A 12,997-nucleotide genomic window follows, 5' to 3' on the forward strand; every position below is an offset into this window, starting at 1 on the left:
TCCCACCGGATCCCGGGTCCTAGACGAAGGCGGACATTCCGGTGAGCTCTCGGCCGGCGATGAGCATGTTGATGCTGTGGGTGCCCTCGTAGGTGTAGAGCGCCTCGATGTCCGCGGCGACCTTCGCGATCTCGTGGGTGCTCAGGATGCCGTTGCCGCCCAGAATCTCTCGGGCGGCTGCTGCGGATTCTCGGGCCAGCCTGGTCAGCGTGGCCTTGGCCAGCGAGGCCCGCAGCATGGTGAGGGCACCTTCTTCCTGGAGCCGGCTCAGTTCGCCCATGAGGGCAGTGGAGACCGCGAGATTCCCGGCCACCTGGGCCAGGGCAGCCTGGATGAGCTGGAATGACGCCAGGGGAGTGCCGAACTGCTCCCGCTGACGTGCGTAGCCGCTGGCGATGTCGAACAGCGCCTGCTGGGCTCCCACGGCCTGCCAGCCCACCCATGCCCGGGAGGACATCAGGAGATGGTTGGTCACGGAGAAGGAGGTGGCCCCGGGCAGTATGGCGTCCTCGGGCACGGTCACATCGAGCTCGACGTCGGCGTTCTGCATGATGCGCAGGCCCGTCTTGCCGTGGATCGTGCTCGCCCGGTATCCGGGGGTGCCGGTCGGCACCAGGAATCCCTTGATCTGGCCGTCGGCCGTGTCTCGGGCCCAGACCAGGGCGATGTCGGCCATGGTGCCGGCGCCGATCCACCTCTTGGATCCGCGGATCCGCCATTCTCCGTCCGAGAGGGTCGCCGAGGTGGCCAGCCCGCCGGCGATGTCGGAGCCGTGCTCCGGCTCGGTGAGGCAGAATGCGCCGATGGTCTCCAGGGTGCGCAGCCGGGGCAGCCAGCGCTGTCTCTGATCCTCGGAGCCGAGCTGCTGGATGGTGCCGATGATCAGTTCGTTGTGGATGCCCAGCAGCGCGGACAGCGAGACATCGGCTCGGGCGATGGCCGCGTGGGCCAGGCCTTGGAAGAGTGGGGAGGATCCGTCGACGAGCGTCTCGCCGAGTCCCAGTGCAGCCAGCCCGGGGAGCAGGTGGTCCGGGAACTCCTCCGCGTTCCAGGGCTCGATGACGGCAGGGCGCACCGTCTGCTGCAGATGCTGAGTCAGGCCTGCGAGGCGCGCCTGTTCGGCGTCGTCGAGGTGGCGAGACAGCTGCATCAGGTCCAGGTGCTCCTCGCTGGGGACACTCTTGTGGGGCCGTTCCTGGATCACAGGGGTGGTCTGTGTCGTCATCGTCGTCTCCGTCTCCTGGGGTCTGAGCCCTCGTGGGGCTGGTCGCGCGTGCCATGGGTGGTGGCTTTACCGACTATAGGACTTCCAAGTATATTCTAGAGTGACTGCGATCACACATCGACACGAAGGGCATCGAGCTGCCCCAGGCCATCTCGGGTAGGATTCGGCGCGTCCAGCTGCGTCATGTCGACGAGGAGCGCGCAGGCCGGGCGGTCAGGACCAGGGGCCCGCCCGGAGTTTTGAGAGGAAGAGCCGGGTCTCACGCGGCGGTGACCGGCCGTCGTCCCTGCCGCAGAAGGGCTCGCCGTCCCCACTCCCGAAGGAGACCTGTATGCACGACCCCCTCGCCAAGGACCCCATCGCTGAGGTCAGGAGGAACTGGGAGCGGCACGGGTGGGAGTCAGCGGCAGCTCCTGCGGCGGCCGTGACGGCGATCATGCGCACCCAGCAGATCCTGCTGGGCCGCGCCCAGGAGATCCTCAAGCCATTCAAGCTGACGTTCGCCCGGTACGAGGTGCTCTCCCTGCTCAGCTTCTCGCGGGAGAACCGCATGCCGATGAACAAGGCGAGCAAGCTGCTCCAGGTCCACCCGACATCGATCACCAACGCGGTGGACCGGCTGGAGTCCGCGGGGTTGGTGCAGCGCCAGCCTCATGAGTCGGACCGGCGGGCGATGCTTCTGGTGCTGACGCCCGAGGGCACGCAGGTGGCGGAGCGCGCCACGAAGGCGCTCAACGAGCAGTTGTTCGAGTCCACCGGCTTCGAAGAGGCAGAGATCGAGGACCTCAACGCGATCCTCGCCCGGTTCCGCCGGCGCGCGGGGGACTTCGCCGACTGACCGCCGGCGTCTCAGGTCTCGGGGCGCAAGTGCCTCAGGCCTCGGGTGAGGAGGAGTTCTCGCGGATGGTGTTGATGATCGCGGAGAAGTCCTGCCGGGCGCCGTCACCTGCGGCGAACTCGGAGTAGATGGCGGCGGCCAGCCGGCCCAACTGCGCGTCCACCGACTGCTCGTCCAGCGCGTTGGTGGCCAGCGTGAGGTCCTTGGCCATCAGGGCGCCGGCGAATCCAGGCTGGTAGTCGCGGGTCGCCGGGGAGGTCGGCACCGGTCCGGGGACGGGGCAGTTGGTGGTCAGCGCCCAGCACTGTCCGGAGGCCTTGGAGACGACGTCGAAGAGCGCCTGATGGGTCAGCCCCAGCTTCTCCCCGAGCACGAAGGCCTCGCCCACCGCGATCTGGGTGACGCCGAGGATCATGTTGTTGCAGATCTTGGCGGCCTGGCCCAGGCCGTTGCCGCCGCAATGGACGGCGCGGGCTCCCATGATGTCCAGCAGCGGGCGCACAGCGGCGACGACGTCGTCCTCGCCGCCCACCATGAAGGCCAGCGTCCCGGCCTCCGCGCCGACCACGCCGCCGGAGACCGGCGCATCGACGGCGCGGAAGCCGGCCTGCTGGGCCAGTTTTGCGGCCTGTTGGGCCTCGGAGATGTTGATCGTCGAGCAGTCCAGGAAGATGGTGTCGGGGCGGGCGGCCGCCAGCAGCCCGGGCGTCTCCTGGTACGCCGAGATCACGTGCCGCCCGGAGGGCAGCATGGTCAGGACCACCTCGGCCTGAGCGACGGCTTCCAGCGGGTCGGTGACCACCTGCACCCCGTGGTGGCGGGCGGTCTCCATGGCTTCCGGGACCACGTCGAAGCCCAGCACCGGAACGCCGGCGCTGACCAGGTTCGCGGCCATCGGCCCACCCATGTTGCCCAGTCCGATGAAGGCGACGGTCGGGTGCGACGTCGTCTGTGGAGCGTCGGTGCTCATGAGTGTGCCTCCAGGGGTGCAGGGCCGGATATAGGGTCTGATGCGGGGCGGAGCGCGGGGGTGGACGGTGGGTCAGGAGGAGAGGTCGCGTCGCCCACGGGTCAGCTTCCCTCGGGCATGATGAAGCTGGCGCCCTCTTTGATGCCGGAGGGCCAGCGAGTGCTCACGGTCTTCGTCTTGGTGTAGAAGGTCAGCCCGTCGGTGCCGTGCTGGTTGAGGTCGCCGAATCCGGAGGCCTTCCAGCCGCCGAAGGTGTAGTAGGCGATGGGCACCGGGATAGGCACGTTGACCCCGACCATCCCGACGTCCACCCGGGAGCTGAAGTCGCGGGCGGTGTCGCCGTCGCGGGTGAAGATCGCCACCCCGTTGCCGAATTCGTGCTCACTGGGCAGGCGCAGGGCCTCGTTGTAGTCGGCGGCGCGCACGATGGTCAGCACCGGGCCGAAGATCTCTTCCCGGTAGATGCGCATCACGGGGGTGACCCGGTCGAAGAGCGTGGCGCCGACCCAGTAGCCGTTCGGGTAGCCCTCGACGGTGGCGCCGCGGCCGTCGACGACGAGTTCGGCGCCTTCGTCCACGCCCACCCCGATGTAGTCCTCGATGCGCGCCTTGGCGTCGGCGCCCACCACGGGGCCGAAGTCGCTGGTGGGGTCCAAGGAGGGGCCCACGGTGAGCTTGCTGATGCGCTCCACCAACTTCTCCCGGAGGGCCTCGGCGGTGGCCTCACCGACCGGGACAGCGACGGAGATCGCCATGCACCGTTCGCCGGCCGAGCCGAAGCCGGCGCCGATCAGGGCATCCGCGGCCTGGTCGAGGTCGGCGTCGGGCATGATCACCATGTGGTTCTTCGCACCGCCGAAGCACTGGGCGCGCGTGCCGTGGGCGGCGGCGGACGCGTAGATGGACTGCGCGATCGGAGTGGACCCCACGAAACCCACGGCTTTGACCCGGGGATCCTCGATGAGCGCGTCCACCGACTCCTTGTCTCCGTTGACGACGTTCAGGGTGCCCGGGGGCATGCCTGCCTCCAGGGCCAGCTCGGCCAGGCGCAGCGGCACGGAGGGGTCACGCTCGGAGGGCTTGAGGATGAAGGTGTTGCCGGCCGCCAGGGCGATCCCGGCCTTCCACAGCGGGATCATCGCCGGGAAGTTGAAGGGAGTGATCCCGGCGGCCACCCCCAGCGGTTGGCGCAGGCTGTGCACGTCCATCCCCGTGGCGACGTCGTGGGAGAACTCGCCTTTGAGCAGGTGCGGGGCTCCGGCGCCGAACTCCACGACCTCCACGCCGCGCTGGATGTCGCCCTTGGCGTCGTCGAAGGTCTTGCCGTGCTCGTTCGAGAGCGTCTCGGCGAGCTCGTCGCGGTGGGTCTGGATCAGGTCGACCCATTTGAGCAGGATGCGGCCGCGCCGCTGGGGGTTCATGCCTGACCACTGCGGGAACGCGCGCTGGGCGGAGTCGACGGCCCGGCTGACCTCATCGCGGGAGGCCAGCGGCACATGGGAGGAGACCTCGCCGCGCACCGGGTTGAAGACCTCGCGGTGACGGCCGGAGGTCCCGCGCACATGCTCTCCGTGGATGAAGTGGGACAGTTCGGGCATGGGGATGCTCCTTCGTGCGCTGAGTGTGAGGTGCCTCTCACTCGTCACCCTAGGCTCACGTCATTGGACGTGCAACTATCAGGGTGACCGTGCGGCCTCAGAGGTGCGACGGCGCGCGTGTGGTCCGGTAGCGGTGCGCACCGTATGCAGGTCCAAGATCCCGACGGCCGGCCGTCTCCCCGCGGTTGGAGTCAGGCCTTTCTCGACCGCAGATGTGTGAGTTCTGTCGCGAAGAGGGGGAGGTCCATGGTGTCATGGAGCGCTTGCGCGTACCCCTCCAAAGTCATCGATGGATTCTGCATCTGAGCGACGATGTCGAAGGTGATCTGGAGGACGTCATCAGGGTGCAGGTCCAGCTGGTCCAACAAGAAGTCGTCGGGTGTGCGGACGTCGATCTCGTAGGGCCCGACTGACGTGACGGGAAAGTCCTTGGTGTTCGACGTGACGATGAGTTCAGCGTTCGCTCGAATGGCTGCTGCGAGGACATGTCTGTCCTTCTCCTCGTTCGTCATGGCCGGGATCAGATTCGCGTAGTCCTCGACCATGGCATCGGGAAAGTGCTCCCGCATGGCTGAGACACGTCGCCGTGCTGCTTCGGGGCTCAGCCTGAGCTGAGTGACGAGGTTCTTCTCCACTTCTTCGAGGATGTCCTGGGACCAGAGGAGGCGAAAGTGCCGCGCATCGGCCATCCGCATCATCAGATCCGTCGTGGGCATGGGGATCAGTACACAGGCGTCGACGAGTACGGGGAGCGTCACCTCGTCACCTCGTGGAGGTCGATGTCGTCGGCGTGAAGTAGGTGCCGTCGGCGGCTGCCTCTGCGGTCAACGCGTCAAGGGCCTGGCGTCGCTCCTGACGTGCTCTGTTCTCGTAGTCGATGAGGTCTTCCAGCTTCACGCGGCGATGCCGGCCAACCTTGGTGAACGGGATGTCGCCGTGTTCGAGCAGCTTCACGAGTGTCGGGCGCGAGATGCCGAGGTGATCGGCCGCCTGCTGGGTGGTCAACTGGGCATCGGTCGGCACGATGGAGACTCCACGTCCTGCAGACAGCGCGTCCACGATGAGGGTCAGCATGTCGTACACCTCGGCAGGAATTTCCTGCCGTTCGCCGGTCGGGGATACGAGGCACGGTGCTTGCTGTCCGGCCGTTGACGGGGCGCGTTTGACGAACTGGGCAAGTTTCTGGATGTCGTCTTCGACAGCGGGATTCGGCGCTACGGTGGCTCGTTCGAGGGCTGGAGTCGTCATACTCCCATTCTATCCCGTATTCGAAATATTCGAAACACATGGGATGGCGATCGTTCTCAGCGCCATTGCACCGCGGCCGGCACAGCATCGAGTGGCCATGAATCACGGTATCTGGGGTCCCGCACCGGCGTGTCCCAGGGCAAGTACAGGGATTCGTGGCCACTCGATGCTGGTTACGGGGCGACGCCGCGCGGCTGGTCCGCCCACGGCGCCCGGGCGTCGCGGAGCCTGCCGGCACCGGTGCGCACCGCGTGCAGCGCCAGGATCCCAACGACGGCGGAGGGGTTGTGGATCCGTCCGGAGAGCACCGCATCCACCGCCTCGGCCAGGGGCACCCAGGTGGGCACGATCTCTGACTCCTCCGCCTCCCGGGCGTGCAGCTCGGCCTCCGGGACTGCGCTGAATCCCTGAGCCAGGTAGATGCGGATGGCCTCATCGGAGGCGCCGGGGCTGGTGTAGTAGTCCACCAAGGTGTGCCAGCTCTCGGCCCGCAGGTCTGCTTCCTCGAGCAGCTCCCGCTGGGCGGTCTCGAGCATGGGTTCACCCTCGACGTCGAGCAGCCCGGCGGGGACCTCCCACAGGTGCATGCGCACCGGGTGGCGGTACTGGCCGATCAACAGCACGCGGTCCTGCTCGTCCACCGGCAGCACGGCCACCGCCCCAAGATGCTTGAAGTAGGCCCGGCGCAGGGTCTGCTGCTCGGCTCCGAAGCGGAACGAGTCCTCGACCAGGGTGAACAGGCGGGCGTCATGGTGGATGACGGAGGTGTCGACCGGCTTGTGGGCGGGGGAGTCGTGGAGCGCCATGGGGTCAGCCTAACCCTGGGCCGGAGGAGGCTGGTGATGTCTGCTTGTATGTTGTGCACAGCAGACACGAGAGGCGGAGCAGATGGCACAGCGGCAGCGCGGCGCAGCGGGGACGGGCTTCTGGATCGTGGCTCTGCTGCTGTTCAGCGCAGGATGGGCCGCCAATCACTTCGCGTCGATGCTTCCGGTGCTGCGGGTGGAGGGCCCGTTGTCCGCGGTGGCGGTGAACGCCGCCTTCGGCATCTACGCAGTCGGCCTGCTGCCCGGGCTGCTGGGCGGCGGCGGTCTGGCAGACCGGATCGGACCCCGTCCTGTCGTCCTGGCAGGGGGCCTCACCGCGGCTCTGGGCAATCTGGTGATGATGTGCGGGTACACGGAGCCGTTCATCCTCACCGGCCGGCTCATCGTCGGCGTCGGGGTAGGCCTGGCCGTAAGCGCCGGCACCGCCTGGGCCGCGAATGTCCGCGGCATGAACGGCGCGGCGCTCGCCGGGCTGATCCTGACCTCAGGCTTTGCCGCCGGCCCGGTGATCACCGGGGCGCTCGCCGTCGTGTTCTCCGGCACGGCGCGGCTGACGGTCCCGTACGCGACGACGGCGGCGCTCTCACTCCTCGCGGTGGCCGCGGCGCTGCTCGCCGGGAAGGGGGCCGCCGCGCCCACACGGGGCGCTGAGGCCGGGGAACAGGCGAGGTCAGCCCCTGGGCCGCAGCGGAGTGCGTTCAGGGCACTCTCTGCGGCGCTGCCGATGGCTCTGTGGGTGTTCTCCTGCGCCACCGTGGCGTTCGTCGTCCTGCCTGCGCGCCTGCCGGTCTCCGAGGAGCTGCGCATGCTGCTGCCCGGGGCCGCGGCCGCCCTGGCGTTCAGCGCGGGGCTGGGACTGCAGGTGCTCGCCCGGCGAGGACGGTGGGGACCGGTGACCGGGGTGGCCGGGGCCCTGCTGGCCGGGATCGGGTTCACCTTGGTCGGGGTGGGCGGTCAGGCGCCGCCGGTGTGGCTGTTCATCGTGGCGATCCTCATCCTGGGTGCGGCCTATGGCCTGTGCCTGCGTGAGGGCCTGGTCGATGTGGATCGGCTGGCGCCGCCGGCGTCGCGGGGCCTGGTCATCGGTGTCTACTACACCTTCACCTATCTGGGCTTCGGACTGCCGGTGCTGCTGGAGGCCCTCGACCCTGCGCTGGGCCCCTCGCTGCCGCTGTTCGTGCTGGCGGGAGCTGCCGTCGTCGTCGCGATCCTGCGCACGGTGCATATGCGGTTCACGGATCACCTCACCCGGTAGGCGGGACTTCGGCGGGAGCGGTGTCACTCTTCGTCGTGGGGACGGCTGAGGTCGTGAAGCGCCGGGCCCTCGAGCCGTGTGCCGTCGGGGGCGAAGCGGGAGGCGTGCAGCGGGCAGTCCCAGGTGTGCTCGGCGTCGTTCCAGCGCAGGATCCCGCCCATATGCGGGCAGATGGCGGAGACCGCGCAGGTGGTGCCCTCCACGGTGGAGACGCCCAGCGGCCGGCCGTGACGCTGCCCCACCACGCCCTGGCGCTCCGCGGGGGCGTCATGGGGCAGGGAGGTCAGCTCGGCCGAGGCCCAGCCGGTGGCCATGTGCATGCCCGTGGAGAGATTGTCCTTGAAGCCGGTGGCGACGTCGGCGGCACTGGTGACGCGCTCGCTCAACGCCTCCGCCCAGCTGGGGGAGTGTCCGTGGATCTGGGAGGTGATGGCCAGCGCGGCGGCGACCCCGTTGGTCATGCCCCATTTGTTGAACCCGGTGGCGAAGAAGACCGTGCCCTCGCTGTGGGGGAGCGTACCGAGGAGTGGGAGCTGGTGGATGCTGCGGTAATCCTGGGCGGACCACGCGTGGGTGCGCTCGGCACCCGGGAAGTGCTCCCGGGCCCAGGTCTCGAGATCTGCGACGGCGCCGGAGTGGGACGTCGCCCGGCCGACGGAGTGGTCATTGCCACCGATGAGCAGCAGCTCGCTCCCGTCGGCTGCCGGCACACTGCGCAGGGTGCGATCCGGGGAGTCGACGCTGAGGTACATCCCCTGCACAGGGGAGGACCCCTCGGGCAGCCGGAAGGTCAGCGCGTAGGAGCGATGGGCGGAGAGCGTGGCGAAGTGCCCGCCTCGGTCCAGCACGGGCACCCCGGTGGCCAGCACCAGGTGGTCGGCCTCGACGTCGCCGGCGCTGGTCTGCACCGTCAGCGACCGGTGGTGGTCGGCTCCGGTGACCCGGACGCCTTCGATCAGCTCACCATCCCGATCGATGAGCTCATTCGCCAGGGTCTGCAGCACCGGCATCGGGTGGAACTGGGCCTGATCGGGCATTCGGATCGCCCCGGCCACCTCGAACGGCAGCTCGGTGGCATCGGCCCACTGGGCATCCAGACCGGCGGTCTGGCAGGCCTCCAGCTCCCGACGGAGGGTGGCGACGCCGTCCTCGGTGGTGGCGTAGGTGAACGCGTCCCGCCGCTGGTAGGAGACCTTGTGCTCGTCCAGGTGGCGCAGCAGCCAGGCCTGACCCTCCCGATTGGCCTCCACATACGCGCGCAGGATGTCATCCGCCTGGTGCTCCCGGATGCCCGAGAGCACGCTGCCCTGCAGCAGGGAGAGCTTGGCGGTGGTGTTCCCGGTGGCCACCGCGCCCACCGAGCGGGCCTCCAACACGGCCACGCGCTTGCCGGCCCGGGCCAGCAGCACCGCAGTGGTCAGCCCAGTCAGGCCCGCCCCGGCGACGACGACGTCATAGCGGTCCCGGGAGATGAACCCGGTGTTGGTCGGTGTGATGGTGGGGGAGGTGTCGAGCCAATAGGAACGCATGGAATCCTCCGCGCAGCCGGGTGCGATGGTCTGGTGCCCATCCTGGTGTCGGCACCACATCGGCGTCCAGAGCTGAGGCGCGGCAGCTCCTCGAACGCCCTCAGGAACGTTGGCCCCGGGCTTGAGGACTGAAGGAGGACTGATAGCGTGAGCAACGTGGAAGACGCGTTGTCAGAACTGCGAAATTTCGTCCAAGAACGTGAATGGGCACAGTTCCATTCGCCGGAGAACCTGGCCAAGAGCATCGCCATCGAGTCAGGCGAACTGTTGGAGTGTTTCCAATGGTCCGGGGAAACTGGCGACGCGGAGCGTGTCCAAAGCGAACTGGCCGACGTCCTGACCTACTGCCTCCTGCTCGCCGACAGGCTGGGTGCGAACCCCGAGGAACTTGTTCTGCAGAAGTTGCAGCACACGCGGACGAAGTATCCCGTGGACAAGGCGAGAGGCCGGAGCACGAAGTATGACCGGCTTTAGCATCGAGACGATCAGCCTGAACAGTCCGCCGCCGGCGGAGCCCGAGTCCCGACTGCACAATTGGCCCGTCGTTTACACACTCGATGACGGCCACGAGATATACGTCGGGGAGACCCTCAGTGCGATCAAGCGTCTCCGCCAGCATCGCGACAGTGAGACGAAGAATCACCTCCACGCCGTGCGCGTGGTGCTGCATGAGCGCTTCAACAAGTCCGCCGCTCTGGACCTGGAGAGTTTTCTGATCCGATTGTTCGCGGGAGACGGCAAGTACCGGCTGCTGAACCGAAACCACGGAATCGTCGATGCCGACTACCATGATCGCGCAGTCCGTCGAGGCGATTTCGAGGAGATCTTCTCGACGCTGCGGGACCAGGGCCTCTTCGAGCGGTCGATACCTGAGATCGAGCAGTCCGACCTGTTCAAGCTGTCCCCGTTCAAAACGCTCACACCCGAGCAGGCGCTCGCCGTTGAGGATGTCCTGAGGAGCCTGGGTGCTACCTGGGACGCGGGGCCAGGGGTACCGAGGTCGATCGTTGTGGAAGGTGACCCCGGGACCGGGAAGACGATCGTCGCGGTCTACCTCATGAAGCTGCTTCAAGACTTGGCGACTGTGACGGACGAGGAGATGGCCGAGGACATCGATCCCGATGGCCGATTCGCCGAGTTCTTCACCCCGAGCTTCCGGGCCAATGTGAGCACGGGCGATGTAGGACTGGTCGTCCCACAACAGTCGTTGCGAGAATCGATCCGTCGAGTCTTCGGACAGACGAAGCAGCTGTCCCCGGACATGGTGGTCGACCCGTTCGCAGTCGGTGCCGGTGACAAGCACTATTCAGTCTTGATCGTGGATGAGGTCCACCGCCTCAACCATCGGGCCAACCAGCCGTCGGCTCGTCAGAACACCAGATTCCGGGAGATCAACGAGCGCCTCTTCGGAGCAGATGCCCCTGACCTCACTCAGCTGGACTGGATCATCGCGAAGAGCGACACACAGGTTCTTCTCGTCGATCCAGAACAGAGCGTGCGTCCAGCCGATCTGCCGCGGTCCGTCCTCGACGAAGTGATCTCTCGATCAGGGGCGGTAGGGCACCACCACACGCTGGCCTCGCAGCTGCGCCTGCGGGCTGGAGACGGTTACATCCCCCACGTGCGAGCGCTTCTCCAGGGGCGAGCAACGGCTCCTGCGGAGGTCGGCGAGTACGAATTCCTCATGTTCTCGGACGTCAGTGCCATGCACCGCCGAATCAAGGAGCTGGATGCAGTCCATGGCCTGGCCCGGCTTGCTGCTGGATTCGCATGGCCATGGGCGAGCAAAGAGGACAAGTCTGCCTACGACATCCACCTCGATGGCTGTTCGCTGCGTTGGAACTCAAAGGACACAGACTGGGTGAATGCGCCGAAGTCGTTGCACGAGGTCGGATCCATCCACACACTCCAGGGCTACGACCTCAACTACGCCGGAGTGATCATCGGACCGGATCTGCGCTATGACGAGGAGAGTGGCGAAGTGAAGTTCGACAGATCGAACTACTTCGACAAGCGTGGGAAGCAGAACAATCCGAGCCGGGGAATCGTCTATAGCGATGAGGACATCCGGGAGTACGTCCTCAACATCTATCGGGTCCTCATGACGCGCGGAATCCGAGGGACCTTCGTCTACGTGTGTGATCCCGCTCTGCGGCGATACTTCAGCCGGTTCATTCCGGATGCAGAAGGCATCCCGGCTCCCGCAGATCTCACGTGTAACGAAGCGGTTGGAACTGAATATCACGCTCTCCATAATGACTCGCACCAACGGCGGAACTGAACGTGTCGAGTGTCAGGTAGTGCCAGGTAGGGCGACTCCTGCAAGTTGTCGTAGCCACAAGACGATGCCTGCGATGATGACTTCAGAGATGTAGTCCGCCGCGCGTCTGCGTACCTGGTGGCTAGTCCGCGGAAATGTCTGAGGCAGCCGAACCACCTCTCAATGACATTCCGGCCCCTAAAGGACTCCGGACTGAACGCTGATGGCCTGCCAGCGGATGCCCGCTTGGCTTTTCGGCCGATATGCTGATCAACACGTTCAGGGCTAATGAAGCGGATCCTGTGGGCTCCTAACGCCGACCGGGTCGGGGGATGCGAGTCTGCCTTGTCCATGATGACCTCATCGGGATTCATCCGTGGCCGCCCCGGGCCATCGCGCCTATACGGACCTGCTCGAGTAGCGGGATCAGTTGCGGTTACCCCTGCCTGGCCGGTAGTGAAGATGATGCTGTTCGGCAGTCCACGCGAGCCGGCGGCCGGGTGATTGTGGAAGTCAGTCCTTCTCGAGAGCGACCTGTGTATTCTCCTGCCAGGGGGGGGGGTGCTTCTGACGGGCTGCCCGTTATCGCGGTCCCAGCACCATGCAATTGAACTTACACTGCGGAGGCTCCGACACTGATGACCCATTCGATGCCGCTGACGGCGTCCTCATCGACCATGACGTGCTCGAGGGTCTTCTTCCCAGTTCCACCGCTCGCCCAGATCCGTCGCAGTAGGGGCGAGTTCCCGGCTCGTTGCGTCCGGGCGGGTTTCGCTACGGTGCGCCGTTGTGGAGCTTCCAAAGGATGCGATTGATGACTGGGTGGTGTTCCCGCCATCTGCGGCACCCGCCATTGATAGGCAGCAGTTCGATACGTTCCCGGGCTTTATTAGGGATCTCTCAACGACAACATATGCACCGCGACCAACAAGTTGCTGCGCGAGCTAACAGTGCTCAGGTCGAGGTCCGTCAGGACGGTCTCAAGGAACACGGCCTGAACCTTCAGCAGTTTCGCCCCGGACCCAGAGCTCAGTGGGGCATTCGATCTGGAAGCACTCGCACCAACTTCCGGAGCACGCTGGCTCGCGTTGAGCCCTTTGGGCTCCGCAGCTCTGGGCGACGGGTCGTCTTGGCGGCCTCTGCATTGTTCGAGGCGTCGGCTGGTGGCCACCAGATCCAGCTGGCCCGCCATCGTGAGGCCACCGATGCAAAGGGTAGTGAACGTAGGGTTGGAGGGGACGAAGTCT

The 12,997-nt window shown here is 66.6% G+C and carries 11 protein-coding genes; 4 read left to right on the top strand and 7 right to left on the bottom strand.

The window, feature by feature from the left end; all coding sequences use genetic code 11:
- Positions 1–19: 19 nt before the first annotated feature.
- A complete protein-coding gene (locus HNR09_RS12670) occupies positions 20–1,225 on the bottom strand; it encodes an acyl-CoA dehydrogenase family protein (RefSeq protein WP_179542375.1) in 1,206 nt (401 codons plus the stop codon).
- Positions 1,226–1,556: 331 nt separating this feature from the next.
- On the opposite strand from HNR09_RS12670, the gene HNR09_RS12675 reads away from it, so the two are divergent.
- The gene (locus HNR09_RS12675) at positions 1,557–2,063 is read left to right on the top strand and encodes a MarR family winged helix-turn-helix transcriptional regulator (RefSeq protein WP_179542376.1); all 507 of its coding nucleotides are present in this window, start codon (positions 1,557–1,559) and stop codon (positions 2,061–2,063) included.
- Positions 2,064–2,097: 34 nt separating this feature from the next.
- Here HNR09_RS12675 and mmsB read toward each other — a convergent pair whose 3' ends face one another.
- The 5 genes from mmsB to HNR09_RS12700 form a co-directional block, all read right to left on the bottom strand.
- Positions 2,098–3,033 (bottom strand): 3-hydroxyisobutyrate dehydrogenase, encoded by a 936-nt coding sequence (mmsB, locus tag HNR09_RS12680; RefSeq protein WP_179542377.1) that lies wholly within the window; start codon positions 3,031–3,033, stop codon positions 2,098–2,100.
- A 101-nt stretch (positions 3,034–3,134) separates the two neighbouring features.
- The gene (locus tag HNR09_RS12685) at positions 3,135–4,631 is read right to left on the bottom strand and encodes a CoA-acylating methylmalonate-semialdehyde dehydrogenase (RefSeq protein WP_179542378.1); all 1,497 of its coding nucleotides are present in this window, start codon (positions 4,629–4,631) and stop codon (positions 3,135–3,137) included.
- Positions 4,632–4,822: 191 nt separating this feature from the next.
- Positions 4,823–5,389, bottom strand: coding sequence for a VapC50 family PIN domain-containing toxin (locus tag HNR09_RS12690; RefSeq protein WP_179542379.1), 567 nt, complete (start codon positions 5,387–5,389; stop codon positions 4,823–4,825).
- Between the two features lie 4 nt (positions 5,390–5,393).
- Positions 5,394–5,879, bottom strand: a complete 486-nt coding sequence (locus HNR09_RS12695; protein ID WP_179542380.1) for a helix-turn-helix domain-containing protein — start codon at positions 5,877–5,879, stop codon at positions 5,394–5,396.
- Between the two features lie 173 nt (positions 5,880–6,052).
- A complete protein-coding gene (locus HNR09_RS12700) occupies positions 6,053–6,685 on the bottom strand; it encodes an NUDIX domain-containing protein (RefSeq protein ID WP_179542381.1) in 633 nt (210 codons plus the stop codon).
- An 82-nt stretch (positions 6,686–6,767) separates the two neighbouring features.
- On the opposite strand from HNR09_RS12700, the gene HNR09_RS12705 reads away from it, so the two are divergent.
- Positions 6,768–7,961 carry an MFS transporter gene (locus HNR09_RS12705; protein ID WP_179542382.1) on the top strand — a complete coding sequence of 398 codons (1,194 nt, stop codon included), beginning with the start codon at positions 6,768–6,770 and terminating at the stop codon, positions 7,959–7,961.
- 23 nt (positions 7,962–7,984) lie between these two features.
- On the opposite strand, the gene HNR09_RS12710 is transcribed toward HNR09_RS12705, so the two are convergent.
- Complete coding sequence (locus HNR09_RS12710) at positions 7,985–9,490, bottom strand: FAD-dependent oxidoreductase (protein ID WP_179542383.1); 1,506 nt, start codon at positions 9,488–9,490, stop codon at positions 7,985–7,987.
- A 147-nt stretch (positions 9,491–9,637) separates the two neighbouring features.
- Between HNR09_RS12710 and HNR09_RS12715 the strand changes: the two genes are divergently transcribed.
- Positions 9,638–9,964, top strand: a complete 327-nt coding sequence (locus HNR09_RS12715; RefSeq protein ID WP_378937056.1) for a nucleotide pyrophosphohydrolase — start codon at positions 9,638–9,640, stop codon at positions 9,962–9,964.
- Positions 9,951–11,771: a DUF2075 domain-containing protein gene (locus HNR09_RS12720; protein ID WP_179542384.1), complete on the top strand. Its 1,821-nt coding sequence runs from the start codon at positions 9,951–9,953 to the stop codon at positions 11,769–11,771. Before HNR09_RS12715 ends, HNR09_RS12720 begins: the two co-directional genes overlap by 14 nt.
- The last annotated feature ends 1,226 nt before the right edge of the window (positions 11,772–12,997 follow it).

The organism is Nesterenkonia xinjiangensis, from assembly GCF_013410745.1.
Classification (GTDB): Bacteria; Actinomycetota; Actinomycetes; order Actinomycetales; family Micrococcaceae; genus Nesterenkonia; species Nesterenkonia xinjiangensis.

Bases quoted from the DNA above. Each gene is read 5' to 3' on its own strand.
- HNR09_RS12675 (WP_179542376.1), top strand. From the start codon at position 1,557: ATGCACGACCCCCTCGCCAAGGACCCCATCGCTGAGGTCAGGAGGAAC.
- HNR09_RS12720 (WP_179542384.1), top strand. From the start codon at position 9,951: ATGACCGGCTTTAGCATCGAGACGATCAGCCTGAACAGTCCGCCGCCG.
- HNR09_RS12695 (WP_179542380.1), bottom strand. From the start codon at position 5,879: ATGACGACTCCAGCCCTCGAACGAGCCACCGTAGCGCCGAATCCCGCT.
- HNR09_RS12685 (WP_179542378.1), bottom strand. From the start codon at position 4,631: ATGCCCGAACTGTCCCACTTCATCCACGGAGAGCATGTGCGCGGGACC.
- HNR09_RS12705 (WP_179542382.1), top strand. From the start codon at position 6,768: ATGGCACAGCGGCAGCGCGGCGCAGCGGGGACGGGCTTCTGGATCGTG.
- HNR09_RS12700 (WP_179542381.1), bottom strand. From the start codon at position 6,685: ATGGCGCTCCACGACTCCCCCGCCCACAAGCCGGTCGACACCTCCGTC.
- HNR09_RS12710 (WP_179542383.1), bottom strand. From the start codon at position 9,490: ATGCGTTCCTATTGGCTCGACACCTCCCCCACCATCACACCGACCAAC.
- mmsB (WP_179542377.1), bottom strand. From the start codon at position 3,033: ATGAGCACCGACGCTCCACAGACGACGTCGCACCCGACCGTCGCCTTC.
- HNR09_RS12670 (WP_179542375.1), bottom strand. From the start codon at position 1,225: ATGACGACACAGACCACCCCTGTGATCCAGGAACGGCCCCACAAGAGT.